This is a genomic window from Bacillus sp. CD3-5 (assembly GCF_006349665.1).
GTDB classification, from domain to species: Bacteria; Bacillota; Bacilli; order Bacillales; family Bacillaceae_G; genus Bacillus_A; species Bacillus_A paranthracis.
In genome coordinates, this window is sequence record NZ_VEPX01000014.1 from 23,020 (window position 1) to 49,998 (window position 26,979).

The 26,979-nt window shown below is 36.5% G+C and carries 20 protein-coding genes and 1 pseudogene; 9 read left to right on the forward strand and 12 right to left on the reverse strand.

All coding sequences use genetic code 11. From position 1 onward, the window contains the following. Nucleotides 1-25: 25 nt before the first annotated feature. The 5 genes from pepA to FH036_RS22000 all read right to left on the reverse strand — a co-directional run bounded on the left by pepA (nucleotide 26) and on the right by FH036_RS22000 (nucleotide 4,501). Nucleotides 26-1,510: a cytosol aminopeptidase gene (pepA, locus tag FH036_RS21980; RefSeq protein ID WP_000469183.1), complete on the reverse strand. Its 1,485-nt coding sequence runs from the start codon at nucleotides 1,508-1,510 to the stop codon at nucleotides 26-28. 125 nt (nucleotides 1,511-1,635) lie between these two features. Continuing rightward, on the reverse strand, nucleotides 1,636-2,262 hold the full coding sequence (locus FH036_RS21985; RefSeq protein ID WP_014481775.1) for a 3D domain-containing protein: 627 nt from the start codon (nucleotides 2,260-2,262) through the stop codon (nucleotides 1,636-1,638). Nucleotides 2,263-2,348: 86 nt separating this feature from the next. After that, the gene (locus FH036_RS21990; RefSeq protein ID WP_000027014.1) at nucleotides 2,349-2,666 is read right to left on the reverse strand and encodes a YuiB family protein; all 318 of its coding nucleotides are present in this window, start codon (nucleotides 2,664-2,666) and stop codon (nucleotides 2,349-2,351) included. Next, a complete protein-coding gene (locus tag FH036_RS21995; protein ID WP_000415311.1) occupies nucleotides 2,663-3,169 on the reverse strand; it encodes an NUDIX hydrolase in 507 nt (168 codons plus the stop codon). The genes FH036_RS21990 and FH036_RS21995 overlap by 4 nt, the downstream gene beginning before the upstream one ends. Before the next feature lie 123 nt (nucleotides 3,170-3,292). Further along, on the reverse strand, nucleotides 3,293-4,501 hold the full coding sequence (locus FH036_RS22000) for an NAD(P)/FAD-dependent oxidoreductase (RefSeq protein ID WP_014481776.1): 1,209 nt from the start codon (nucleotides 4,499-4,501) through the stop codon (nucleotides 3,293-3,295). A gap of 462 nt (nucleotides 4,502-4,963) precedes the next feature. Here FH036_RS22000 and FH036_RS22005 point away from each other — a divergent pair, with 462 nt between their 5' ends. Further along, nucleotides 4,964-5,953, forward strand: coding sequence for an NAD(P)/FAD-dependent oxidoreductase (locus FH036_RS22005; RefSeq protein ID WP_000829779.1), 990 nt, complete (start codon nucleotides 4,964-4,966; stop codon nucleotides 5,951-5,953). Nucleotides 5,954-6,071: 118 nt separating this feature from the next. Here FH036_RS22005 and FH036_RS22010 read toward each other — a convergent pair whose 3' ends face one another. Beyond that, a complete protein-coding gene (locus FH036_RS22010) occupies nucleotides 6,072-16,187 on the reverse strand; it encodes an isopeptide-forming domain-containing fimbrial protein (RefSeq protein WP_139896228.1) in 10,116 nt (3,371 codons plus the stop codon). Between the two features lie 441 nt (nucleotides 16,188-16,628). Between FH036_RS22010 and FH036_RS22015 the strand changes: the two genes are divergently transcribed. Beyond that, a complete protein-coding gene (locus FH036_RS22015) occupies nucleotides 16,629-17,108 on the forward strand; it encodes a GyrI-like domain-containing protein (RefSeq protein ID WP_044790980.1) in 480 nt (159 codons plus the stop codon). Nucleotides 17,109-17,440: 332 nt separating this feature from the next. Next, complete coding sequence (locus tag FH036_RS22020; protein ID WP_000391922.1) at nucleotides 17,441-18,688, forward strand: MFS transporter; 1,248 nt, start codon at nucleotides 17,441-17,443, stop codon at nucleotides 18,686-18,688. A 10-nt stretch (nucleotides 18,689-18,698) separates the two neighbouring features. Here the strand turns inward: FH036_RS22020 and FH036_RS22025 are convergent, their stop codons facing one another. Beyond that, nucleotides 18,699-19,586: a helix-turn-helix domain-containing protein gene (locus tag FH036_RS22025; protein ID WP_044790982.1), complete on the reverse strand. Its 888-nt coding sequence runs from the start codon at nucleotides 19,584-19,586 to the stop codon at nucleotides 18,699-18,701. Between the two features lie 79 nt (nucleotides 19,587-19,665). On the opposite strand from FH036_RS22025, the gene FH036_RS22030 reads away from it, so the two are divergent. Continuing rightward, a complete protein-coding gene (locus tag FH036_RS22030; RefSeq protein ID WP_044790984.1) occupies nucleotides 19,666-20,127 on the forward strand; it encodes a 2-thiouracil desulfurase family protein in 462 nt (153 codons plus the stop codon). 27 nt (nucleotides 20,128-20,154) lie between these two features. On the opposite strand, the gene FH036_RS22035 is transcribed toward FH036_RS22030, so the two are convergent. From FH036_RS22035 to FH036_RS22050, 4 genes are all read right to left on the reverse strand, one after another. Continuing rightward, complete coding sequence (locus FH036_RS22035; RefSeq protein ID WP_044790986.1) at nucleotides 20,155-20,508, reverse strand: YxeA family protein; 354 nt, start codon at nucleotides 20,506-20,508, stop codon at nucleotides 20,155-20,157. Nucleotides 20,509-20,736: 228 nt separating this feature from the next. Then, complete coding sequence (locus tag FH036_RS22040) at nucleotides 20,737-21,090, reverse strand: HesB/IscA family protein (RefSeq protein WP_000573827.1); 354 nt, start codon at nucleotides 21,088-21,090, stop codon at nucleotides 20,737-20,739. A 41-nt stretch (nucleotides 21,091-21,131) separates the two neighbouring features. Then, nucleotides 21,132-21,998: a diaminopimelate epimerase gene (dapF, locus tag FH036_RS22045; protein WP_000077382.1), complete on the reverse strand. Its 867-nt coding sequence runs from the start codon at nucleotides 21,996-21,998 to the stop codon at nucleotides 21,132-21,134. A gap of 244 nt (nucleotides 21,999-22,242) precedes the next feature. After that, nucleotides 22,243-22,482 (reverse strand): YuzB family protein, encoded by a 240-nt coding sequence (locus tag FH036_RS22050; RefSeq protein ID WP_000595026.1) that lies wholly within the window; start codon nucleotides 22,480-22,482, stop codon nucleotides 22,243-22,245. A gap of 351 nt (nucleotides 22,483-22,833) precedes the next feature. Between FH036_RS22050 and FH036_RS22055 the strand changes: the two genes are divergently transcribed. The 5 genes and pseudogenes from FH036_RS22055 to FH036_RS27580 all read left to right on the forward strand — a co-directional run. Next, nucleotides 22,834-23,904: an NAD(P)/FAD-dependent oxidoreductase gene (locus FH036_RS22055; protein ID WP_000682081.1), complete on the forward strand. Its 1,071-nt coding sequence runs from the start codon at nucleotides 22,834-22,836 to the stop codon at nucleotides 23,902-23,904. Between the two features lie 230 nt (nucleotides 23,905-24,134). Continuing rightward, a complete protein-coding gene (locus FH036_RS22060) occupies nucleotides 24,135-24,308 on the forward strand; it encodes an aspartyl-phosphate phosphatase Spo0E family protein (protein ID WP_001103328.1) in 174 nt (57 codons plus the stop codon). A gap of 54 nt (nucleotides 24,309-24,362) precedes the next feature. Then, nucleotides 24,363-25,022, forward strand: coding sequence for an ABC transporter ATP-binding protein (locus FH036_RS22065; protein ID WP_139896229.1), 660 nt, complete (start codon nucleotides 24,363-24,365; stop codon nucleotides 25,020-25,022). Beyond that, a complete protein-coding gene (locus tag FH036_RS22070; RefSeq protein WP_000679263.1) occupies nucleotides 25,006-25,803 on the forward strand; it encodes an ABC transporter permease in 798 nt (265 codons plus the stop codon). Before FH036_RS22065 ends, FH036_RS22070 begins: the two co-directional genes overlap by 17 nt. Nucleotides 25,804-26,054: 251 nt before the next feature. Further along, nucleotides 26,055-26,455 (forward strand): annotated as a pseudogene (locus FH036_RS27580) (hypothetical protein); the annotation flags it as partial. A 179-nt stretch (nucleotides 26,456-26,634) separates the two neighbouring features. Here the strand turns inward: FH036_RS27580 and FH036_RS22080 are convergent. After that, the gene (locus tag FH036_RS22080; RefSeq protein WP_138320839.1) at nucleotides 26,635-26,949 is read right to left on the reverse strand and encodes a hypothetical protein; all 315 of its coding nucleotides are present in this window, start codon (nucleotides 26,947-26,949) and stop codon (nucleotides 26,635-26,637) included. Nucleotides 26,950-26,979 lie beyond the last annotated feature (30 nt).

Here is a 26,979-nt window from a genome sequence, read left to right on the forward strand (position 1 = left end):
GTAGGAACAGCCCTCTCTTACGATCTTATTCTTCGCCGAAACGTTCAACAAGCGTTGCAAGTGTACGTACCATTGCACCTGTCGCTCCAGCTGGTCCTAAATCATGCGCTCCTGATGATTCAGATGTTCCAGCGATGTCTAAATGTACCCAAGGTGTATCTTCAGCGAATTCACCTAGGAATGTACCTGCCATAACCGCATGTCCTTCGCGGCCTGGTGAGTTATTTAAATCAGCAAACTTACTGTTTCTCACGCGTTCTTTGTCACGATCAAAAATCGGTAATTGCCAAATTGATTCATCTGTTTCCATAGATGCCTCTAGCACTTGCTCGAATAACTCTTCATTGTTTGTCATTGCACCTGTCGTATGATTTCCAAGTGCAACAATTACACCACCTGTCAATGTCGCAACATCAATTAGATAGTTTGCACCTAATTTTTTCGCATACGTAATACCGTCAGCTAATGCTAAGCGACCTTCTGCATCTGTATTTAATACTTCAATTGTTTTTCCGCTCATAGATGTGATTACATCGTCTGGCTTAAATGCGGTACCACTTACAACGTTATCTGTTGATGGAATAACAGCGATCACATTTTGCTCTGGGCGAAGTTCACCGATAATTTCCATCGCACCTAATACAGCAGCCGCACCGCCCATATCACCTTTCATACCGACCATGCCTTCACGTGGTTTTAAAGAATAACCGCCTGTATCGTATGTGATTCCTTTTCCAACGAATCCAATAACATCTGTCCACTCTTCTTTTCCTTTATAAATAAGAGCGATCATTTTTGGTGGCTCTACACTACCTTGGTTTACTGCAAGTAATGCGCCCATACCAAGCTCTTCCATCTCTTCTTTCTCAAGAACTTTATAATCCATATCATACTTTTCCGCTAACTCAACAGCATACTCAGCAAGCTTTGTTGCTGTTAATACGTTTGGCGGCATATTTACAAGTGTACGAGCTGAATTTGTTGCACGTCCATGTACGTAGCCAACTGTTAATGCAGCTTCAATTTCTTGTGTATCTTCCGCTGTAATAGCCGTGAACTTCTCTAGCTCCACACGATCCTTTTTATCTGATTTATACGTTTGTAACTCATATGTACCAAGGCCTTGTACTTCTGCTGCGATATGAGCGACATCAATCGCGTCTAATTTCTCTGTTACGAAAGAATCAAGCAAGATTGCTGCGTCTTGTACTTTTGCTGCTTGCAATGTTTTAAATGCCTTACCAAGAGCTGCACGTAATGTTTCTGTCGTATAAGATTCTTTCTTACCTAAACCAACGAAATAATAGCGTTTCACATTTGTTTTTCCTAAACTATGTACTTTTGAAATAGCTTTCTTCTTCGTAGAAAGTTCTTTCTCTTCTAATAAAACTTGTAATTGTCCTTCAAACGCTTTGTCCAGTTCTTGTACAAAACTACTCGTTTGCTCTTCTTCAAATAAGGCAACAATCAGCGCTTCATGGCTTCCTAATTCTTTTTGTACGTGAAACATGTTCAGACCCCCTAAATTTCTCTACTCTATCTTTATTATAACTTTATTTTCGATAAAATGCGACAATTCTAACTTCTGTTACATCCTATATAACATAAAAAAAGTCTAGCGTACTTACCACTAGACTATCTTTGTTTTAAATATTGACCACGAAACACTTGCATCGTTTCATCTTGATTTAACATCGTTAACTCTTCTTCTGACAACTTACCATTTCCTAGCTTAACTATATACACATTTACTTTTTTCTTACCCCATTGGCTATAAACATCTTTCACTGTATCATAATACAAATCAAGACGGTTTCCTTTTATTGCACCGCCCTTATCAGCTACTACACCATACCCATAACCTGGTACGAATAAAATTGTTCCAATTGGGAACACGCGTAGGTCCGCTGCGATTGTGGAATATAAATCCCGTTTCGCCTTAACACCTGAATATGTAATACCATACTCCGGATGTCCCGGCCTCTTACCAGTTGACTCAATTCCCGATGTATAACCTGTTGCAGTCATTTCAATTGAACGATATTTAGACCAGTCATTTGCCTGCTCTAAAGCATTTATCACTTCTTTACTCGGAGCAACATTTCTCTTAACTTCTGCTGCATGTACTTCTTTTGCACTCGTTCCCTCATATTTCTTTACAATCTCTAATAAAGAAACTCCTGTGAAAGCATTCCATGTTACGCATAATGCAATTGCAAGTAAACAAGTCATCATAATGCGAATACAATATCGTTTTAACATTTTTATATTCCACACTCCTTCATCGTTAATCATTCCCTATACGATGAAAGAATATGCAAAAAAATAATCTCCAATTGCATTGGAGATTAAAACATTTGATATCCGCTTTTCCGAAGTTTCTTAATAACGATTCCCGCTAAAGCAGCACCAATCAATCCAGTAGATAAAATAAACACATCTGCTTGTCCTAAATGCGATACACTTGTCCCAAATGAAGAGAATGTTTCTTTTGGCTTTGAAAAATAATCCCACATACTCGCCTTATTAATAATAAGCATACAAACAATCGGATATACAATAACCATTACCCATGTCGCTCGCAATATCATATTAAGTAAAAATCCAATTCCAAAAAACAAAATGAAAAATAACATCATTGAAATAAGTAATACCGGTATACTCACTCTTTCTCCCTCTCCTTCGTATGTGCCGTAAATACGTGATAGGCTGTATAACCAAACTGCTCTCCTGGATTTAATGTTTTGTCCATTTCAAGATGTAATTCTGATTGTCTTTCTAACAAATATGTAATAAGTACAGACGTATTTGGATCGTCCGCAATCGTATCTGGATGTAGAAACGCTACTTCAGACAATTCCTTCTCCTGTACAATAATCTCTTCCCCTTCAGGCTCCAAAAGGAAAATAATCATATTATCACTAATCTCATTGCGAATCACGCCCGATCTAACACCAATGATCCCCTTCACATGAGCGACAATACCTGTCTCTTCTAACACTTCACGTTTCACAGCTTCATCAACGGTCTCACCTTCATTTACAAAACCAGCCGGTAAAGACCATTTCCCCTTTAACCCACTGTATTTCTTCTTAACGAATAACCACCTGCCATCTTTTGTAGCTACTAGACCACTGACAGCTAACCATACTTTTCCTCGCTTCTCCATGATGCCATACCCTCCTCTATTAGAACGGACAGAATATTCTTTCTTTTTTATATATTATACTATATTTTTTAAATGAAAAAAGCAGAAACAGCTCTTAGCCGTTTCTGCTTTCTCTACTATATATTAAAAGAACTTTAATTTACCTTTTTTAAGAACTAATAAAGGTCCACCTAATAAGAATAGGTAACGGTTATCGATCACTTTCTTCATGAAGGAAGCTTTCCAACCTGTTAACTTTTTGCCCATAACAACGCCCATTGCATCGTCATGACCTAAAGAACATACAGATCCTTTATTGTCGAATACGAATTTCTTCATTTCGCCTTTACCACGAACTAACACAGTTAAGTTGTGCGCAATGTTGTAACCTTGTTGAATTGCGATCTGTGCTGTTGGTGGGTATGGACGGTTAATTTCTTCGTTAATGATTAACGCTGCGTCACCAACCATGAATACATCTTCGTATCCTGGAGCGTGCATGTACTCATCAACTTTTACACGTCCGCGCATTGCTTCAAAGCCAGACTCTTCCACAATACCGTTACCACGAACACCTGCAGCCCAAACTACTGTTTCAGACTTAATTAATTCAGTATCATCACCGTTTGCAACGATAATACCTTCTTCAGTTGCTTCTTTAATTGCTGTACCGATGCGGAATTCTACGCCTTTTTTCTCAAGTTGTTTCACAGCGTATTCTACTAATGCCGGATCGAAACCTGGAAGTGCTGTTGGAGCAGCTTCTACACAGATAATACGTGCTTTTTCACGTGGTACATTGTACTGTTTGCAAAGTTCAGGAACACGGTTTGCAAGCTCACCTACGTACTCGATACCAGTAAATCCAGCACCACCAACAACGATTGTTACTAACTCATCGCGCTTTTCAGTTGCATATTTAGCGAAACTAGCTTCCATATGCTCACGAATTTGACGAGTTGCATTAATGTTAGCGATTGAGAATGCATGCTCTTTTAATCCTGTAATTCCGAACGTTTCTGATTCGAAACCAAGACCGATTACTAAGTAGTCATATTCTAACTCGCCATCTTTTAAGATAATACGTTTTTCAGCAGCTTTAATTTCTACTACTGTGTCTTGTACAAAGTTCACTTTATTTGTATCAATAACGTCTTGAATATCTAGACAGATTTTTTCATCTTGTAATGTACCAGCTGCGCTCTCGTGTAACCAAGTCGCTTGGTAGTGATAGCTGTTGTTGTTTACTAACGTAATTTCAGCTTCATTTACAGATAATGCTTTTTGCAGACGAACAGTCGTAATCATCCCGCCATAACCTGCACCTAAAACTACGATTTTTGGAGTCTTCACCAAATCACAACCCTTTTCTTTATATAATAGTAATAAAAAATAATACCAAGTACTAAAAACTCTATTTGTCAAGAATGTGGAATTCATCACATTCTATATCATAACAAAACGCAGTCAAAAAATCGTACGAATTTTGTCATAGAAATTTAACATAATACTTCCCTATATTAGTCGGTTTTATTCCAGAATTCAAGCGTCTGGAGAATTATCAATATTTTAAAATAACATAGCGTTTTCAAGGGTTTTTCAGCCTTTTTTTCATGTATTTTCCTTTCTGTATATTTTATACAATGTAAAAAACATCTATGCGAAAACTTACACACAATTCAGTCGTTTTCAGAAGTATTATGAACTCAAATATGCTATCATTTATTTGAAAGTGTCATCATTTGCAGGATTTTCGTGTACATATGAACAATATATGAAATCAATATCAAAATTCCATCTATAGGGGGAATGAAAGTGGCAGAAAATCAAAAAGTTTACGACATAACGATTATTGGTGGTGGTCCAACAGGACTATTCACAGCATTTTATGGTGGTATGAGACAAGCAAGTGTAAAAATTATTGAAAGCTTACCTCAGCTTGGAGGACAATTATCCGCGCTCTACCCTGAAAAATACATTTATGATGTAGCCGGATTCCCGAAAGTGCGTGCACAAGAGTTAGTTGATAACTTAAAAGAGCAAATGAAGAAATTTGATCCAACCGTTTGTTTAGAAGAAGCTGTTGATACGCTTGAGAAACAAGCTGACGGTATATTTAAACTTGTTACAAATAAGCAAACTCACTATTCTAAATCAGTAATTATTACTGCTGGCAATGGTGCTTTCCAACCACGCCGCTTAGAATTAGAAGGAACAGCAAAGTATGAAAAGAAAAACTTACATTATTTCGTTGATGATATGAATAAATTTGCTGGTAAGCGCGTCGTAGTATTTGGCGGCGGCGATTCAGCTGTTGATTGGACAATGATGTTAGAGCCAATCGCTGACAAGGTTACAATCGTTCATCGCCGTGATAAATTCCGTGCGCATGAACATAGCGTAGAAAGCTTAATGAACTCTCGTGCAGAAGTAAGTACACCGTACGTTCCAGTAGAACTCATTGGTGATGACAAAATTGAACAAGTCGTTCTTCAGCATGTAAAAACGGAAGAAAAAATTATCATCGATGTTGATGATGTAATCGTAAACTACGGCTTCGTTTCTTCCCTTGGCCCAATTAAAAACTGGGGCTTAGATATACAAAAAAACAGCATTCTCGTGAATTCGAAAATGGAAACAAATATTCCTGGCATTTACGCTGCTGGTGACATTTGTACATATGAAGGAAAAGTAAAACTCATTGCTTGCGGCTTCGGTGAAGCACCAACAGCAGTAAACAATGCAAAAGCTTACTTCGATCCAAACGCAAAACTTCAACCGATGCATAGCTCTAGTATGTTTTAATATACAAAAATAAAGCTCCTTCCATGTATGGAAGGAGCTTTTCTTTATATATCAAAAACAAAAGCACAATGAATCCGATACAAGATCGAACTCATCGTGCTTTTGACCTAAAAAAGAATTATTGTTTTCTTCTTCTACCTAATATGAATAATACTCCACCAACTAAGAATGAAATTCCCGCACCAACTGACATCATCAATGGAGATGTTGCCCCTGTTTTCGGTAATTCTCTTTCTACTTTTACTTGCGGCTCTTTAATTAATTTTTCCAATCTAACTTCTTGATTTTCTGGTTTCACCTCTGGCTCTTTCGGATCCTCTGGTTTCACTTCCGGCTCTTTCGGATCTTCCGGTTTCACCTCTGGCTCTTTCGGATCTTCCGGTTTCACTTCTGGCTCTTTTGGATCTTCCGGTTTCACTTCTGGCTCTTTCGGCTTAATTGAGACTGTTGGTTCAAGCGGTTGATTTATTCCGTCATCAACAATCGCTCTATTCACAATTTCTTCACCGGCTTTTTCTTTTACTTTCACTTTAAAAGTAATGTTTCTTTCTTTTGTATCTATAATATTTTCGTACTTTGCAGTTAGCTTTCCATTCTCTACTTTTACTTCTATTGCGTCTTTGGCTTTTACGCTATTTTTCACATACTCTAATCCAGTTGGTAATTGATCCTCAATTTTCACCTCTGCTAGTTTTCCGTTTTCTACCGTATTTTTAAAGCTAATTCGGTATTCGACCTCTTCTCCTAGCTTCGGTTCTTTATTACTTACTTCTTTTTTTGCGTCAAGCATACCATCTTTATACTGCGGTGTTATTGAAACAATCGGTTCTTCTGGTTGGTTTATTGTATCTCCCACAATCGCCGTATTCACGATATCCTCACCAATTTTAACCGTTTCTTTTACCTTCGCTTTAAAAATAATACTCCGTTCTTTCATATCCGCAATGTCTAGATATTTCGCGATTACTTTTCCAAACTCCACTTTTAACTCTACTGGATTTGGCTCAGCACCTTCAAATCTAAGACTATCTTGCACGTATTCTAAACCAGCTGGAATTTCATCTTCCACCTTTACCTCAGCTACTTTTCCGTTTTCTACCGTATTTTTAAAGCTAATTCGGTATTCTACTTCTTCTCCTAGCTTCGGTTCTTTATTACTTACTGCCTTTGTTGCTTTTAACTTACCAGCTTTATATTCTGGCTTTATTGTCGCTGTCGGTTCTATAACTGGATGGTTCGGATCGTCCACATGAATAATCGCTTTATTTGTTATTTCCCCTCCAACCTTTACTGCTTCTTTTACCTTCACTTTAAAGATGATACTTCTTTCTTTCGTATCCGTAATTTTTGGATACTTCGCTGTTACTTTTCCATTCTCTACTGTAAGCTCTGTTGGTGCAGGTTTATCACCTACAGCCTCCAAACTATCTTTCACATATTCTAAACCGGCTGGAATTTCATCTTCAATTTTTACATCAACTAATTTCCCGCCATCTACTGTGCCGTTAAAAGTAATTCGATATTCGATTTCTTCCCCTAGCTTCGGTTCATGATTACTTACTTCTTTCCTTGCCTCTAGTTTCCCATCTTTATATTGTGGCGTAATTGGTATAAGTGACTCAACTGGCGGAGTCGTTGGATTATGATCATCAACAATCGCCTTGTTTACAATTTCTTTTCCTACTTGTACCGTTTCTTGTACTCTCACTTTAAAGATGATGCTTCTTTTTTTCATATCCGTAATTTCTGGATACTTCGCTGTTACTTTTCCATTCTCAACTTTAAGTTCTACTGGATGTGGTTCCGGCCCATCCGACTTTATACTATCTTGTACGTATTCTAAACCGGCTGGAATTTCATCCTCTACCTTTACCTCAGTTAGTTTTCCGTTCTCTACCGTATTTTCAAAGCTAATTCGATATTCTACTTCTTCTCCTAGCTTCGGTTCATGATTACTTACTGTTTTTTCTGCTTGTAATGCACCATCTTTATATTGAGGCACAATAGAGATATTCGGTTGCTCTGGTGGATTTATTGTATCTTCCACAATCGCCTTGTTCACAATCTCTTCGCCTACTTTAGCTTTTTCTTTCACCTTCACTTTAAAGACAATGCTTCTTTCTTTCGTATCCGTAATTGCTGGATATTCCGCAAGGACGATTCCGTTTTTCACTTTCACATGCAACGGTTTCGGATTCTCTCCCTCAGCTCTTTCACTACCTTCTACAAACTCTAAGCCATTTGGTAATTCATCCTTAATCTTCACCTTTGCTACTTTTCCATGCTCAATTACGTTACGGAATGTAATTCGATATTCTACTTCTTCTCCTAATTTTGGAGCTGGATTATTTACTGTTTTATCAGCTTTTAATTTTCCGTCTTTATACTCTGGTGTAATAATCGCTTCTGGTTTTTGCGGAGGATTCTTCGGATTATCATCATCCACAATTGCCGTATTCACGATTTCCTTACCAACTTTTGCTGTTTCCGTTACTTTCACCTTAAAGCTAATACTACGCTCCGCTGTATCAGTGATATTCTCATACTTCGCTGTAATTTTCCCAGCTTCTTCTTTTAACTCTACTGGATTAGGTTCATTACCTTCTGATTTTAAACTATCCTTCACATACTCTAAACCAGTTGGTAATTGATCCTCAATTTTCACCTCTGCTAGCTTTCCGTTTTCTACCGTATTTTTAAAACGAATTTGATACTCTACTTCTTCTCCTAGCTTTGGATCCTTTTTACTTACCTTTTTATCGGCTTTAACTTTACCGTCTTTATGCTGCGGTGTAATATCTACTTCTGGTCGCTCTGGTGGATTTTTTGTATCATCAACAATTGCTTTATTTACAATTGCTTTGTCCACTTCAACTGAATCTTTCACCTTCACTTTAAAGATAATACTTCTTTCTTTCGTGTCAGTAATATTTTCATACTTCGTGGTAACCTTACCAGCTTCTTCTTTCAACTCTACTGGCGCCGGCTCATCACCTTCTGCTTTTAGACTATCTTTCACGTATTCTAAGCCAAACGGAATTTCATCTTCTATCTTCACCTCTGCCAGCTTTCCATCTTTCACCGTATTACTAAATGAAATGCGGTATTCAATTTCTTCTCCCAGCTTTGGATCTTTTTTACTTACCTTTTTATCAGCTTTAACTTTACCATCTTTATATTGAGGTGTAATTTTAGCTGTCGGTTCAATTATAGGGTGATTTGGATCATCCACATGAATAATCGCTTTATTTGTAATCCCCTTACCTATTGCAACTGAATCTTTCACCTTTACTTTAAAAGCAATACTTCTTTCTTTCGTATCAATAATCTCTGAATATGTTGCGATTACCTTGCCATTTTCTACTTTCAACTCTACTGGTTTCGGCTCGTCACCTTCCGCCTTTTCACTGCCTTGTACAAACTCTAAACCAGCTGGAATTTCATCTTCTATCTTCACCTCTGCTAGCTTTCCGTCCTTCACCGTATTATTAAAAATAATTCGATATTCGATTTCCTCTCCTAGCTTCGGTTCGTGATTACTTACTTCTTTTCTTGCCTCAATTTTCCCATCTTTATATTGCGGTGTAATCGGTACATAAGGCTCTTCTGGTACATTCTTTGTATCATCCACAATCGCCTCATTTATGATTTCTTCTCCCACTTTTACGCTTTCTTTTACCTTCGCTTTAAAGACAATGCTTCTTTCCTCTGTATCTGTAATTGCTGGATACTTTGCTGTTACTTTTCCATTCTCAACTTTAAGTTCTACTGGTTTCGGTTTAGAACCTTCTGCCGTGATGCTGCCTTCTACATACTCTAAACCTTTTGGTAATGTATCCTTTATGTTTACCTCTGCTAGTTTCCCGTTTTCTATCGTGTTTTTAAAACGAATTCGGTATTCTACTTCTTCTCCTAGTTTTGGCTTATGATTATTCGCCACTTTCTGAGCAACAACTTTACCGTCTTTATATTGCGGAGTAATTTCCACATAAGGTTCTTCTGGCTCATTTTTTGTATCTACTACGATTGCCTTATTGACAATTTCCTTACCTATTTCTGCCTCTTCTTTTACTTTCGCTTTAAAGACAATGCTTCTTTCTTTCGTATCCGTAATTTCTAGATACTTTGCCATTACCTTGCCGTTTTCCACTTTCAGTTCTACTGGATCCGGTTTAGAACCTTCTGCTTTCACACTGTTCTCCACATACTCTAATCCAGCTGGAATTTCATCTTCTACTTTAACCTCTACTAGTTTTCCGTTTTCTACCGTATTTTTAAAGTTAATTCGGTATTCTACTTCTTCTCCTAATTTCGGCTTCTTATTATTTACAAATTTCTCAGCTTTCAGCTTACCGTCTTTATATTCTGGTGTAACCGTTACTTCTGAAGTCGTTGGATCTTTCATATCATCAACAACTACTTTATTGACAATGCCGTCACCAACTTTGAAATCTTCTTTTACTTTCGCCTTAAAGACGATACTTCTTTCTTCTGTATCCATAATCTCTGGATATTTAGCAATTACTTTTCCATCTTTCACTTGCAGTTCTACCGGCTCTGGCTTAGCTCCTTCTGCTTTCACACTATCTTTTACATACTCTAGGCCATTCGGTAAACTATCTTCTATTTTCACCTCTGTTAGTTTTCCGTTTTCTACCGTGTTTTTAAAGCTAATTCGGTATTCTACTTCTTCTCCTAACTTCGGTGCTGGATTATTTACTACTTTTTCCGCTTTAACTTTTCCATCTTTATGCTGCGGAGTAATTTCTGCCCTCGGTGTTTCCGGCTCATTTTTCGTATCATCAATAATTGCTTTATTGACGATTTTTTTACCGACTTTCACTTCATCTTTTACTTTCACTTTAAAAGTGATACTTCTTTCTTCTGTATCTGTAATCTCTGGATACTTCGCCATTACCTTACCATTTTCCACTTTCAATTCTACTGGATCCGGCTTAGAACCTTCTGCTTTCACACTATTTTCTACATACTCTACACCTTCTGGTAAAGTATCTTTTATTTTTACCTCTGCTAGTTTTCCGTTTTCTACCGTATTTTTAAAGCTAATTCGGTATTCTACTTCTTCTCCTAACTTCGGCAATAAATTATTTACTACTTTTTTCGCTTCAAGTTTTCCGTCTTTATGCTGCGGAATAATTTCTACTTTCGGTGTCTCTGGCGGATGTTTCGTATCGCTCACAATTGCTTCATTGACAATTGTATCGTTCACGTTACCTTTTACTTTCACTTTAAAGGTGATACTTCTCTCTTTTGTATCCGTAATCTCTGGATACTTCGCCACTACCTTACCGTTTTCCACTTTCAATTCCACTGGATCCGGCTTAGAGCCTTCTGCTTTTAAACTATCTTTTACGTACTCTAATTCATTTGGTAAATCATCATTTATTATTACCTCTGTTAGCTTTCCATGTTCTACCGTATTTTTAAAGCTAATTCGGTATTCGATTTCTTCTTCTAACTTCGGTGATGGGTTATTTACTACCTTTTTCGCTTCAAGTTTTCCGTCTTTATACTGAGGAGTAATTTCTGCTTTTGGGTTAATTGGATCATGTTTCGTATCATCAACAATTGCTTTATTGACGATTTTCTCACCAACTTTTACTTCTTCTTTTACTTTTACTTTAAAAGTAATACTTCTTTCTTCTGTATCCGTAATCTCTGGATACTTCGCCAGTACCTTCCCATTTTCCATTTTCAACTCTACTGGATTTGGTCCGGCACCTTCTGCTTTCAAACTATTTTCTACATACTCTACACCTTCTGGTAACGTATCTTCTATTTTCACCTCTGCTAGTTTTCCGTTCTTTACCGTATTTTTAAAGCTAATTCGGTATTCTACTTCTTCTCCTAACTTCGGCGTTTCATTATTTACGCTTTTCTTTGCTTTCATTTTTCCGTCTTTGTGTAATGGCGTAATTTTTGCTTCTGGCTCTTTTGAATCTTTCGTATCATCAACAATTGCCTTATTGATGATTTCCTTGCCTACTTCCGCTTCTTCCTTCACCTTTACTTTAAAGACGATACTTCTTTCTTTCGTATCCGTAATATTTTCGTATTCAGCGATAACTTTTCCATCTTTCACATGTAACTTTACTGGAGCTGGTTTATCGCCTTCCGCTTTTTCACTACCTTTTACATACTCTAAACCATTAGGGATTGTATCTTCTATCGTTACCTTTTCTAGTTTTCCGTTTTCTACCGTATTCTTAAAGCTAATTCGGTATTCCACTTCTTCCCCTAGTTTCGGTGTTGGATTATCTACTATCTTAGTCGCATCAATTATCCCATCTTTATGTTGTGGAGTAATTCTTTCTTCCGGCTCAATTGGTTGATGTTTCGTATCATCAACGATTGCTTTATTCACAATTTCTTTGCCTACTTCTGCTTCTTCCTTCACTTTTACTTTAAAGACAATACTGCGTTCTTTCGTATCCGTAATATCGATATACTTAGCTTTAACTACCCCAGCTTCAACTGCTAATTCCACTGGTCCCGGAGCTTCCCCTTCAGCCTTAATACTATTTTCTACATATTCAAGACCTTTTGGGATCATATCTTCTACTCGCACCTCTGCTAGTTTTCCATTCTCTACCGTATTATGAAAACTAATTCGATATTCGATTTCTTCTCCTAGCTTTGGCTTTTCATTATTAACTACCTTTGTAGCAGCAATTTCACCTTTTTTACTTTGCGGTGTAATAACAACTTTTGCATCCACAGGATCATGTTTCGGATCTTTTGCAATTGCTTTATTTACAATTGCTTCTCCTACTTTTGCCGAATCCTTTACTTTCACTTTAAAAACAATACTTCTTTGTTCCATATCCGTAATTTCTGAATATGTTGCAGTTACTTTGCCATTTTCCATTTTTAGTTCTACTGGCTCTGGTTTTATACCTTCTGCTTTCAAACTATCTTTCACGTATTCAACACCTGCAGGCAACGTGTCTTCTATCATTACCTTTTCTAGCTTTCCGTTTTCTACCGTATTATGAAATGTAATGCGGTACTCCACTTCTTCTCCTAGTTTTGGTGTTTGATTTGTTACGCTTTTATCTATGGTTACTTTACCGTCTTTATAACCTGGCGTAATCTTTTCTTCTGGATGCTCAGACTGAACATTCGGATCGCTCACAACTGCTTTATTAACAATTGTTTCTCCTGCTTTTGCTTCTTCTTTTACTTTCACTTTAAAAATGATGCTTCGCTCTTTCGTATCCGTAATTTCTGGATATTTTGCGATGATCTTACCATTTTCTACTTTTAACTCTACTGGATTTGGTCCAGCACCTTCAGTTCTCTCACTACCTTGAATAAATTCTAAGTTAGCTGGAATTTCATCTTCTATTGTAACGGCCTCTAGTTTTCCGTTTTCCACCGTATTGTTGAAGCTAATTTGATACTCAAATTCTTCTCCTAGCTTCGGCTTCTTATTTGTTGCTTTTTTCTTTGCATCAATCTTGCCGGCCTTATGCTGCGGTGTAATCTTTTCTTCTATATTCTTGGGTGGATTTGTTTTATCACTAACAATTGCTTTATTAACAATTTCTTCACCAATTTTTGCAGTTTCTTTTACTTTTGTTTTAAAAACAATACTTCTTTCTTCCATATCCGCAATTTCTGGATACTTTGCAATGATTTTTCCATTTTCAAATTTCAGTTCTACTGGCTCTGGTTTTTCACCTTCTGCTTTCAAACTATCTTTCACATACTCAAGACTACCTGGTAACTCGTCTTCAATCGTCAATACATCTAGACGTCCATCTTTGACTTTATTTTTAAATGTAATACGATACTCTACCTCATCACCTAACTTCGGTGATTTATTAGAAGCTATTTTTCTCGCTTCTATTTCTCCAGGAACCTCTTTTGGAATCGTAACCGTAACATTTGCATCGTCTTCACTCTCATACTTTATCTCGGCACTATCTTGTCCCTTTACAGCAACGACGTTTTTTACTGTTGTATCTGATTTTATAGATTCTTTCACTTTCACCTTAAATGTAAGAATGGCACTTTCACCAGGCTTTAAAACACCACCATCTTTAGCATCTGCCCCTTCACCAATACGGAAATCAATTTGATTATTTACAAACTCTGCTTCATCATCGCTTGCATCATCTGTTTTTTGTCCTCTATTGCTACCAGTAACATATTGAATTGATCCCGGGACATACTCTAATCGATCATCTAATTTATCAAAGCCTTTTACATTAGATACCGGCGCTTGATTGTTCTTCGTATCATTTTTCACTTCAATTTTGTACGTAATCTCTTCGCCAGCTTTAACTTCCTTAATTTCTTTTCCGGTACTATCTAATGCCTTTTTATCTACTTGTAAGTTTGGAGCATTATGTTCTGTAACGAATGTGGCGTTGTTTAGTACGTAAATATCACCAGTAGCACCATTTGCTCTAAAACGCATTTTTGCTTCTTTTAAATCATTTTTCACTTGAGTAGGTCCTTCGAAATGGTACGTATGAATATCTGTACTAAATGAATTTGTCCAATCCGGATTATATCCTGGATATTTTTTTGTAACAAATTCATTCGTGCCGTCTACTTGAACTTCTGTCATAGATGAATCATTCGCGTCATTGTCTTTACCGTTAATATTTTTTATCTTTATATATCCAGCACCAAAATCATATTCTCCATAATCATATGCATATCCATCTTTCTCAGCTGGATCACCTTGTGATGAAAAATAACTAAATTTCGCCTTAAAAGCACCTTCTTTTGGTGTGTTTATTTTATTAACACTAACATCCGTCCAAGCTGTACTTTTTTGAGAAACTAACCCTTCCCAAATTTTCATATCTTTTACGGTTTCTTTATAGTTTTCATAAACTAATATAAGATTCCAGTTGCCCCAGTAGTAGCCACTACCCTTTTCAAATTTAATTTGTGGTACATTCGCAACTGTTACCGTTTGAGAAATACCTTGCTGTGCAATTACATTTGTTACATCTGCATATGCGACATAACCAGCACCACTACCTGAGTAATTAGAAATATAAGGTAAATAATCCGCTTTGCGTATGCTATCAGCACTTACTTCAGCGTATTGCTTATTTCCCATTTTCATTTTGACTGGTTGCCTTACTTGATCCTCAGTAACTTTTCTATCAGTAATATTTCCTGGTACCCCCATTGCTGCTGTCCAAAATAGGTAGGCCTTTTTCACTTTACTTCCAGCGGGAATAGTAGGAAAAGCTCCTGTTGACGAATTAAAGGTACTATTATCGTTATCAACGTCCACAGTCATTTTATTCGTCTTATACCCCATACTTTGTCTGCCATAATGATCAGTTGTCAAACCAAGTGTTACATTACCAGTCTGTACTAAATTTCCAGGAGCAATTGTAGAATACAGAGGATCTCCAAACCCTTGCTTATCCCCTACCTGAATTTGAACCTTTGAAGCATTCTCTGACGCAGCTTGTACTTCTGCATTACTCTGCTTTGCTGCCCCTTTTTCTGGCTGTTTCTCAGCTTCAGTTACTGGTTGCTTTACCAGTTCTGTTTTTGATGTAGATTTATTTTTATCTTCTACAGATACTTTTAGCTTTTCATCAACTTTTTTAGTTATACTATCAGCTGATGGACCTACTTCTTTCTTACTACTGTCAGGCTCATCATCAGCATTAGCTTCTACCTTTTCTTCAGAGGGGATCCCTTCCACATCAACGGACATGCTCCCTATTTGTACTTGATCTTTTTGCACACTAATCTTTTGTTTGTACTCTTTATTAAACTGCTGCGTGCGACTAGCTTTTATTAACACCGTCATTTTTTCATGTGATTTTAAATCTTGAATTTTAAGATTAGAAGAAAGAAGCTTTCCTCCCTTATCTTTTTCTTCTACATAGAAATCAGCCACTTTATTTTCAGGTAACTTCTCTCCATTTACTTTCACAGATTGCGAGAGGAACGTAATTTCATTTTCATTACTTTGTTTAAGCACCAATTCTTGAATTGGTGTATCTCCCGTATTTTCAATCGTATATTGAAATACGTGCTCCCTCTCAGCTACTTCTCCCCTATATATTTCAGCATTTACTTGCTCTGCCTTAATTCTTACATCATTTCCTTGTAACTCATCCCAGCTCTTCTTATGTATCTCTGCAAAAGCACTAGGTGAAGGCAAGGTGATGGATAGGAGAAGTGCGATTATTGTTACGACATTAAAACACTTCAACGATTTCTTCATATTATTTACCTTTCTCCTTCCTATATATTTGCTATCCGTCTACTTATAGACGAAAACATAACAATATATATCCACTCGCAACAATCCGTCCTATGAAAATCTATCATTGAAATCTTTATTTCAACAATACAAATCTCATAGAATATTACTATTTTAATTTATCAAAAATAGTATATATAACGGATACTCATATAAACCTCTACCACTTTTTACTTATAGTAAAAATCCCCTATGATATAGGTTTATATAACAGTTAAAGGATACATAAAAATCTTAACATACTCCATAATCTATTTATACATACAATGATAAATTTACCATTTTTTACTTATTTCAGTTTCTTATTTATCATTAAAATTTTCGAAAAATAGTAACCGTTACATGTAAAAATATGTTATATTATTAAGAACAAATGTTCTTATTTTAAAGGAGGAAATTTCCATGATAAACGAACCTATCCTCGTAAAAAAAGAAGCTTTCCAAGCAATCGGCATTTCGATTACGACAACAAATGAAAAAGAGGCATCTACTGAAGGGAAAATTCCCGGGCTTTGGAACCGGTACTTCCAAGAACAAATCATGCACCACATTCCAAATCAACAAACGAAAAAAACATTCGCTTTCTACTCGAACTACGAATCAGATGAAACGGGTACATATACCTTTACGATTGGCATGCCTGTTTCTTCATTAGAAGACGTTCCTGAAAATATGACAACTTTAACAATACCTGCCGCTACGTATGCGGTATTTACAACGAGAAAGGGACCAGTTGCTGAAATCGTTTGCGAGGCTTGGGAATATATTTGGAAATGGTCAAAAGAAAATAAACGTGCTTTCACAATAGACTTCGAGCTATACGATGAAAAAGCAACAGATCCAAACAACGCACAATTGGATATTTATATTGCATTAGCCTAAATGACAAAAAAGAAGATACCAAATGGTATCTTCTTTTTTGTCGTTAAATAGCCACTGTGCAAATCCAACATAATTGTCTACAATGAGAAAGTGCAGTATAGAAATATTAGAAACTGTATAAAGTGAAACTATACTCAGTGGTGGGGGGGATTCATCCCCCACCACTGAGTATTAGCCCTCACCAATCGGACGTTTACGGGCAGTTAGTCTCCCACCTAACTTCTTTGCTCGAGCCAAATTTTGAGGTGGGAGTTTTACTGCCCGTTAACGCGGGATAAATTGATTGTTAACAAGTTTTTTAGTTTAAATTTGTCACATAGAAAGGAAGCAATATGGAGGAACTACAACAAAATAAATCTGCTTTAGAAGGAAGCGGAAAACCGTTATTAAAAAATACGAATTTCCTTTTTCTTTGGGCAGCTACTCTTTTTTCAAGTTTCGCTTTAGCCTTTTTTACTTTTTCACAAACGTGGTACATAGCAAAAACATTAAACCTTGAGGCATCACTCGGTGTTGTTTTCGTAGCTCTTAGTGTTCCAAGGCTTATTTTTATGATTATCGGCGGCGCTGTAGCTGATAAATTCCCGAAAAAAAACATTATGTTTTATTCTAATATTGTTCGTGCTATTCTTGTCGCAACTATCCTTACATGGTTCATCGTAGGTGATGTAACACTATATACATTTGCTTTATTCGCTTTATTCTTTGGACTTGCTGATGCTTTTTTCTGGTCAGCTGATGGATCTATCTTGCCTGAACTTGTCGAAAAAAGCCGTTTAACACAAGCAAACTCACTTACACAAATGACGAACCAAGCATCGGTTATTTTAGGGCCTGTACTTGGCGGCATTCTTATTAAATTTACGAACTATGAAACGATTTTCTCGATTACAATTTTATTACTCATTGTCGCAGCCATACTCGTTCAAAAAATACAATTTACGATGCCAGAGCAGCAAAATACAGACAAAAGCATGTTCACTTCTATTAAAGAAGGAATTTTATATGTAAAGGAATCTCCATTCCTTTCAACTTTCCTTATTTGTAGCGCCTTTCTAAACTTATTTTTAATCGGTCCGATGCAAGTCGGTTTCCCGCTTTTCATTAAAAATGTTCTACACGGTGACTCGCTTCAATTCAGTTACTTAGAAGCATCTGTAGGAGGCGGAATGGCAATAGGCGCAGTCATTGTCGGTTTAAAAAATATTAATCGTAGGCGCGGTCTATTTTGCATTATCATGATGCTACTGTCTGGTGTATTCTTCTTATCTATCAACTTTAGCACTGTACTATGGCAAGCGTTATTAGCCGGCATGTTTTACGGTATTACAATTGCAATGGCTATCGTTCCGCTTATGGCGATGATTCAATCGACAGTAAAAGAAGAAATGATGGGACGCGTAATGAGTTTGCTTATGCTATCATCAATGGGCTTTATCCCGCTCTCTTATGCATTCACATCAATCGCGCTTGCAATAGGAATTCCAATCGTAACCGTTATGAAAAGTGGTGCAATCGCCGTTATCGTCTTCGTACTATTTGTAGCGATTCGTGTTCCAGTTGTAAGAAAGTTTGATTAACTACTTGGAGTCATGCGTTTACGCATGGCTCCTTTTTAAACGGATCAAATAACGGTATCCCCTTACTTCTTCTCAGTGCTGCTCCCCATTCTAATCCAACCTCTAAAAATAAATCCCGCACTGTACTATATAAAAGTGCCTTCACATTTTTACGGATTTCCCCGTATTTATACGCTCTCACAACACTTTTCACGCGCCAAATGAAATTCCCATACACTTCTTCATCAGCTAATATTTGCTCCAGTAAAACACCTTGTTCTAGTAACCCACTCTTTTTATACGCAAGTTCCACCTTACTCCAAAATATATTAATCTTCTTCGGATTACTCGTCATCGGTAGAAGTGCATATATAAAAGGCTTCGGTATATCATGACGGCAATACGTCTCATCAAGCTCGTACGTTACTTTTCTATTCTCTTTTATTTGTGGAATGTTTTTAGAAAGAATTGTTTCCCCCTCATATTTTTGCCCCATTCCACTACAGCCAGCTGCATAATTCTCACTTTCACATGCGGACAATTTCATACGGTCATCCATGCGGTCAATTGCAGATGTAAGAAAAACATATAAGTTCGCACTATATCCGCCGCGTTTATGTCTTTCTTTCGTTGCAACACGCTTTATAATTCCTAATTCCTCTAACTTTGCAATGGAGCGGCGTACTGTACGAATGCTTTTTCCCACATTTGTAGCAATCGTCTCCATTAACGGACAAGCAACCCCCACTGTTTTCTGTTTCTCATTCACTGCATACTTTCCTAAAAAATGAATAATAGTAGCATCCGTTTTATTTAATTGAAATCGATAATGTTTCAAAACTTGTTTTTGATATGTATTAAACTCTTCTTTACTTCGAAATTCACTATATGGTTTCATTAAATTATATAAGCTTCCCATTTTTATCACCTCACTTATAAATAAGGAATCGGAAGGGAATTTGGCGTGGTAATTAATATTTTTTATTGGAGATGAAAATATGATCGTAATTAGCGCTTGTTTAGGTGGTATCGCTTGTCGTTATGATGGAAATGACAATCTCGTTTCAAAAATAGAGGAGCTCCTGCAAAAAGAAGATACAGTCCTTATTTGCCCTGAAGTATTAGGAGGATTGCCAACGCCTCGTCCCTCAGCTGAAATTATTGGCGGGAATGGCGATGATGTTTTAGACGGAAAAGCGAAAGTGATGACAAAAGACGGTGAAGATGTCACGGAATCTTTCGTGAGCGGTGCTTATAAAGCGCTAGAACAAATCAAAAATTTGCACCCAGAATATATTATTTTGAAAGAACGTAGTCCATCTTGTGGTAGTTCTACAATTTACACGGGAGAATTTAACGGGAATAAACAAATTGGTTACGGGGTAACAACTGCTTTATTCAAAAGACATGGATTAAAAGTTATGTCAGAAGAGGATTTTGAGAAAGAAAAAAGGAATTGACCCTGTTCGTCAATTCCTTTTTCTTTCTTATTTAACGCCTAGTTTTTCTTTCACTTTCGCAGGAATCTCATCTTTCTTTACTTCTTCCCAAGCTGTTACACCTTTTTTATCTGAGTGATATACGCGTAGGAATGCTTCTTTACGAAGGTTTTTCACAGCTGTAAATTCTAACTCTTTTTCTTTACCTTCTTTATCAAATGCAGGTAACTTATACTCGAATGATTTATGTGGCTCACCGTTATCAGCTTTTTCATTCTTCTCAATTCCATCAGTTGTAATTTGAACGTAATACTCATCTTTACCCATACGGTTAATATCACAACCTACTAACAGGCTTGCGAATACGACTAAAATACTAAAAAGTGCAATATATCTTTTCATTTCCTTCACCTCATATGTTTTTTCTTATAGTCTTATCTTAAAGCCCAAAGCTTAAAGAAGAAATTCAAAAACATGACATGAACATTACACTTTTGTAAGATAATAATTATTTCTTCACTTTAGAAACCGTCATCCCGTCACCAATTGGACTTTTACGCCAAAAGAAAAGACCTCCTTAACGATTGCACTCCATCGCTAAAAAGGTCTTTCTCTATTTCAACTAAAAACTTAGCACTCTTCTGGCTTACCAGCATTCGTCGCTGTACGGAAAGATGATCCACATCCGCATGATGCGATTGCGTTTGGATTATCGATTGTGAATCCGCCGCCAAGCATAGATTGTTTATAATCAATTTTTACTCCTTTAACAATCGGAGCACTTTCTTTATCGATAACAAATTCGACACCGAAAAACTCAAGAACTGTGTCGTCTTCGTTTGGTTCTACTTCAAATCCTAAGCCGTAAGAAAGACCACTACATCCGCCGCCGTGTACAGCAAGGCGCACGTACTTCTCTCCATCCTCAGCATCTTTTAACATATCTTTAATTTGAAAAGCTGCTTGTTCTGTTACTTCAATCATGAAATACACCATCCTTTCTGTTCTCATTCTATTATACATCTTTACGCTTCTATCTTGTACTCATACACTCCGCGGCAAATTACTTCTGCTGGTCCTTTCATTAACACATTGCCTTCTTCTGTCCATGCAATCATTAAATCACCGCCAGCTAAATGAACTGTAATTTCCTTACCACGTTCCATCTTTCCATTTAAAATAGAGGCTACAACTGCTGCACACGCCCCCGTTCCGCAAGCTTGTGTTACACCAGATCCACGTTCCCAAACGCGGAAGTTCATCTCTTCCTCATTTAAGATTTCGATGAATTCAACATTTACTCGTTCCGGGAACATTTCATGTGTCTCAAGGACTGGACCAAGCGTTGTAAGAGGTGCTTGGTCTACATCATCAACAAAAATAACTGCATGCGGATTTCCCATTGAAACAGCTGTAAATGCATAACGATGGTTATTGTATAAGAAGTTTTCACGAATAAATGGTGTTTCACCTTCACCAAGCATCGGTATTTCTGCACGGGTTAAACGAGGTGCTCCCATATCGATTTTCGCTAATGTAACTTTCCCTTCTTCTACTGTTACTTCCGCCGTTACAATGCCAGCTAACGTTTCAATTGTGAAAACTGTATCTTCTACTAGTTTATGCTCATACGCATATTTCGCTACGCAGCGTAAACCGTTACCACAGCTCTTTCCTTCTGATCCATCATTATTAAACATGCGCATTTTTACCGGCGCTACGTCAGATGGACAAATTAAAATCATTCCATCTGCTCCAATACCAGTATTAATATTTGAAACCTTTTCCGCCACAAGAGCTAAATCTTCTTCAGGAATTTGTTCTTCAAACATATTTACATATATATAACTATTGCCAAGACCATGCATTTTTGTAAAAGAAAATTGGCTCATTTGTATTCACTCCAAAAATAATTTGTTATGTTAAGTATAAAATGCACGCTTTTAGAACACAATATGAATGTCCCCCGTTTCTCATATTTGACAACATTTGGCGATGAGCCATTCTTGCGCAAATTGTGTAAGAAAAAAGCCCTTCTAAAAAGGGCCTTTTTTATTTATATACAATATTACCCTCCCCTGCGAAAGAAAATTTTATCTAATAGAAAAAGAAAAAGGTGCTGCCGATTGCAACACCTTAAAACATTGGATTTTCATCCAAATACTCATATACATTATTAACAAGTTCTTCTACTGTAGCACCTTGTACTACTTCACCATTTACAAGTGCAAACGGTCCTTCAAAACAAATGCCACAATATCCTAAACAACCATACTCCATTACATCTAAATTCGGATCTTTTTCTAATTTCTCTAAAGCTGCTTGTGAACCACTTGCAAGGTTACCTACACAAAATTCAATTAATGGTTTAATCAAAATTCTCCCCCCTGTACTACAAAACAAATTACTTTCTGACTTCATCTATAAGAAAAAAACTAAGCTGTTTCTTGTTGTTTTCATTACACCTTCTAAACTATTTAGTTACTTCATTATTTCACTTCAAAATAGATGATTCCTTCTATATAACATGCTATTTACGATGAAATGGTAACTAAATAATGCAGATCGTTTACTCTACTTTTCTTCTTATTGTACAACAGAGTATTCATTCATGCATTGTTATTTGTTCACAAATTCGATATAATTTGATTGAGTAAAGTCAAAATATTTTATTAATATAAAATTTTATGATTAGGGGATATTTCAACAGAAAAGGGGTAATCCATCATGAAACACCTCGTAATATTAGGTGGCGGCTACGGTGGAATGAGAATTCTGCAACGGCTACTTCCAAGCAACCAACTTCCGGATGATGTACAAGTGACATTAATCGACAAAGTACCATATCATTGCTTCAAAACTGAATATTATGCATTAGTTGCGGGTACTATTTCAGAAACGCATATTCGTATACCGTTTCCTGAACACCCACGCCTCAATATTCAATACGGCACAGTAACAAATATTGATCTCAAAGAAAAAGCTGTTCATCTCGATGGCGGTGAAGCAATTCAATATGATGATTTAATTATTGGACTTGGCTGTGAGGATAAATATCATAACGTTCCTGGGGCGAAGGAATATACACATAGCCTACAATCGATTGAACAAACACGTAAGACATATGAACAATTAAATAGTCTAGAACCAAATGCAACAGTAGCAGTCGTTGGTGCTGGATTAAGTGGCGTTGAGGTCGCAAGTGAACTTCGCGAAAGTCGTTCTGATTTAAAAATCTACTTATTTGATCGAAAAGATAGAATTCTATTCCCATATCCAGAGAAATTAAGTAGATATGTAGAAGAATGGTTCGTAAAACATAAAGTTACTATTATACGAAACTCTAACATTACAAAAGTAGAGCCAAATATTGTGTACAACCACGATGAACCACTTGAATGTGATGCAATCGTCTGGACAGCTGGTATTCAAGCAAATGAAGTTGTTCGAAACCTTCCAGTTGAACAAGATGGTAGCGGACGGGTTGTTTTAACAAAATATCACAATATTCCAAATAACGAGCACGTATATGTTGTAGGAGATTGTGCAGCACTTCCACACGCACCATCTGCACAACTTGCTGAAGGTCAAGGGGAACAAATTGTCCAAATATTATTAAAACGTTGGAATAATGAACCACTTCCTGACGAACTACCTGTCATTAAATTAAAAGGTGTTCTCGGCTCTCTTGGTAAGAAGCATGGCTTTGGTTTGCTAGCAAACCAACCATTAATGGGACGTGTACCAAGGTTACTAAAATCCGGTATCCTCTGGATGTACAAATATCATAACGGTTAATACTTTACAGGCTGTCTCCTAATTAGGCAGCCTCTCTTATTCGTTAAAATATAATTATCAGACACATCTTTCTCAATATGAATCATGATTTATTTTTCATTTTCATATTAAAAACTACCAATAAACAGTGTATGCTATTGATAAGTTGTTTTATTTCCTTTAAGGCCGAATTCATTCGGTCTTATTTTTTGTGTTGTAAATACTTTTACAGGAGGCATTTCATTTCACTTATGAACGTAACGAAACTAAATGATCGCATAGAAGCGAAGAAGAAAGAATTGATCTATCTCGTTGAAAAGTACGGATTCACTCATCATAAAGTAATTTCTTTCAGCCAAGAATTAGATCGTTTACTTAACTTATTAATAGAAATTAAGACGAAGAAAAAACGTTGCTCTTTATAACCGTTACCTTCTCTTTTTTGATACGATAGAACTAGAATCAGAAAGGAGCCATCTATGTTTATATTAAAAGACGTTACATATAAAGATATACTGCACATTCCTTATTTACAGATTCAAAAAGAAAAAATCACATGTATTATCGGCGAGAGTGGGAGCGGAAAAAGCACATTGCTCCGTATGTTAAATGATCTACAATCTCCAACATCTGGAACAATTGAATATAACGGAAAATTGATTTTTGACTATCCCCCTATTCAATTACGACGTGAAGTAGTCATGCTTGGGCAAACGCCACCTATTTTCGATGGAACCATTAAAAACAATCTATTAATGGGACTTCGTCTTTCTGAAAAACCATTTCCAAATGATGCTGCCTTGCGAAGTGCATTAACGACTGTTAGCTTGGAAAAAAATTTAGAAGACAACGCTGATTCATTATCAGGTGGCGAAAAACAACGACTTGCTTTTGCACGTATCGTACTTATGGATCCACCTGTCTATTTATTAGATGAACCAACTTCGGCGTTAGATAGCGATACAGAACGACGCGTTATGAAGCAATTCACTATGCTAGCAAAAGAAAAGAAAAAAACAGTCATCTTCATCACACACTCACAACAGCTTCCAGAAGAAATTGCAGACGATATTATTGAGATTAGTAAAGCAAACGGTGCAACTAGAAAGGAAGTGCTCTCAGTTGAAGGGCGTGATTGAACTCCAAATTTGGCAACTTGCCGCTGCATATATTTTCATTCTTATTTTAATCGGGCTCGTGAAATTAAAAGGGATACCTCGCGAAAAACAAATCGCGCTCGCAACGTTCCGTATGACGATTCAGCTCGTACTCGTTGCATATGTCCTTACATACGTATTTGAAAATAGTAATCCATTTTATACAATTGCTCTCATTACTTCTATTACTACCTTTGCAATTTTTAATATTTATAAACGAGTTAATATCCCAATGTCCAAAGAATTAAAACGAGTAGCCGCTCTTTCTATGGTAGCCGGATCCATTGGGCCACTTCTACTATTTATCTTTGTTATTATCGGACATGATCCTTGGTATGCGCCGCAATATATCGTTCCGATTACAGGAATGTTAGTTGGAAATGCTATGACTGGTGTTTCTCTCGGTGCAAATACGTTCTTAAACAATATGAAATCGCAAAGAGGTCAAATTGAAGGAGCACTTATGCTCGGCGCAACGCCGAAAGAAGCAACTGCTCCGCTCATACGCGACGCTTTTGACTCTGCCATTTTACCAACGATCAATTCTATGGTCGGAATGGGAATTATAAGCTTACCAGGCATGATGACAGGACAAATCTTATCTGGTGTATCACCATTTACAGCCATTCAATATCAAATCGCAATTATACTTGGTATTTCAGGAAGTACCGCTTTTGCTGTTATTATCTTCTTACAGCTTGGATATAAAACTTTCTTTAATAAGCGGTGTCAGTTGAAGGAGATTGACTATGGCGGACGGTAATCTGGCTTTTTGCTCGGTAAATGATGCACCTTTCTCGGTGAGTGAAATTATATCGACGATTCGACAAGGAATATCGACTTACCGACAAAAAATGACAATGAAAAAGAGGAGGCCTATATAAACTGGAACCTGCAGTTAAGACACTTGAAAAGGAGTGCTTTATCTACAGATATTTTTTATATTCTTGAATTTCAAGATATGGAGATTAGGAGACATCATGAGTAAAATAATATTTTCAACTAAAGAAATAAAAAAAATACGCACCTGTCGCAGTGCGCATTTCATTAGTAATAGGTACTGCCATTATATTCAGCAACATTATAGATATTTCGCATGCATTTGTTGATAGGAATAATCCAGATGTGAATGAGGTGTTTAAAGATGCGCAGTCCAGCGATGGAACAATAAAAAATTATATAGATGATCAATTATACAATCGTATTGTAAATGCATTTGAACCGGTTATTTTCTCGCTTAAAGCCATGTCCTATCCAATTGCATCCGTTTTGGCGCTATGCGGTTGCTTGTTTATTATGGTTGATAGCCAGGAACGGGGATTCTCAGTAATAAGTCGTGCAGGGATTGGTATATTGTAGTTCAAATGATTCCGTTGTTTATGAGATTGTTAAGGAAATATAGAATGGTTAACTAACGCTGAGGGGTACCATTTGCAAGGAGAAATCGAAAAAACAGAATAGAAATAATAGCATACATAGAACAAGGGAATGCAATATAGATCAATATATAAGCATCCCTTTGATATAATCATGTTATTTTATGTATTTTGTTGTTGAAATTTTATTACACATTAAAATTAGCCTATTCATCTTATTAATCTTTTCCCCAAGTTTTTACTTTATAATTTTGAATTTTATTTATATCAACGTAAAATTTGTTTTGCTTATCATTTTTATCGTAACCTCTAACTGTAATAGAACCGCTAAGTTCGAAATGTGTTTCAATTTTAACATCGGTTACCACAAAATCTATATTTTCTTCTTTTTTCATATGTTCTATAGCAGCTTTAGCTGATTTTTCTTTGTCTATATTTTTTTCGTGAGTATTTTTTATTGTAAATCCTATAATTAAAGCTATAATTGCTAAAATGATTAAAATTATAATGTTTTTCTCCTTTAATTTACCCATATTTTCCCTCCTTAAATTATCTTATAATTA

Bases quoted from the DNA above. Each gene is read 5' to 3' on its own strand.
- FH036_RS22015 (WP_044790980.1), top strand. From the start codon at position 16,629: ATGATAAACGAACCTATCCTCGTAAAAAAAGAAGCTTTCCAAGCAATC.
- FH036_RS21995 (WP_000415311.1), bottom strand. From the start codon at position 3,169: ATGGAGAAGCGAGGAAAAGTATGGTTAGCTGTCAGTGGTCTAGTAGCT.
- pepA (WP_000469183.1), bottom strand. From the start codon at position 1,510: ATGTTTCACGTACAAAAAGAATTAGGAAGCCATGAAGCGCTGATTGTT.
- FH036_RS22030 (WP_044790984.1), top strand. From the start codon at position 19,666: ATGATCGTAATTAGCGCTTGTTTAGGTGGTATCGCTTGTCGTTATGAT.
- FH036_RS22035 (WP_044790986.1), bottom strand. From the start codon at position 20,508: ATGAAAAGATATATTGCACTTTTTAGTATTTTAGTCGTATTCGCAAGC.
- FH036_RS21985 (WP_014481775.1), bottom strand. From the start codon at position 2,262: ATGTTAAAACGATATTGTATTCGCATTATGATGACTTGTTTACTTGCA.
- FH036_RS22025 (WP_044790982.1), bottom strand. From the start codon at position 19,586: ATGGGAAGCTTATATAATTTAATGAAACCATATAGTGAATTTCGAAGT.
- dapF (WP_000077382.1), bottom strand. From the start codon at position 21,998: ATGAGCCAATTTTCTTTTACAAAAATGCATGGTCTTGGCAATAGTTAT.
- FH036_RS22060 (WP_001103328.1), top strand. From the start codon at position 24,135: ATGAACGTAACGAAACTAAATGATCGCATAGAAGCGAAGAAGAAAGAA.
- FH036_RS22055 (WP_000682081.1), top strand. From the start codon at position 22,834: ATGAAACACCTCGTAATATTAGGTGGCGGCTACGGTGGAATGAGAATT.
- FH036_RS22065 (WP_139896229.1), top strand. From the start codon at position 24,363: ATGTTTATATTAAAAGACGTTACATATAAAGATATACTGCACATTCCT.
- FH036_RS22040 (WP_000573827.1), bottom strand. From the start codon at position 21,090: ATGATTGAAGTAACAGAACAAGCAGCTTTTCAAATTAAAGATATGTTA.
- FH036_RS22010 (WP_139896228.1), bottom strand. From the start codon at position 16,187: ATGAAGAAATCGTTGAAGTGTTTTAATGTCGTAACAATAATCGCACTT.
- FH036_RS22080 (WP_138320839.1), bottom strand. From the start codon at position 26,949: ATGGGTAAATTAAAGGAGAAAAACATTATAATTTTAATCATTTTAGCA.
- FH036_RS22020 (WP_000391922.1), top strand. From the start codon at position 17,441: ATGGAGGAACTACAACAAAATAAATCTGCTTTAGAAGGAAGCGGAAAA.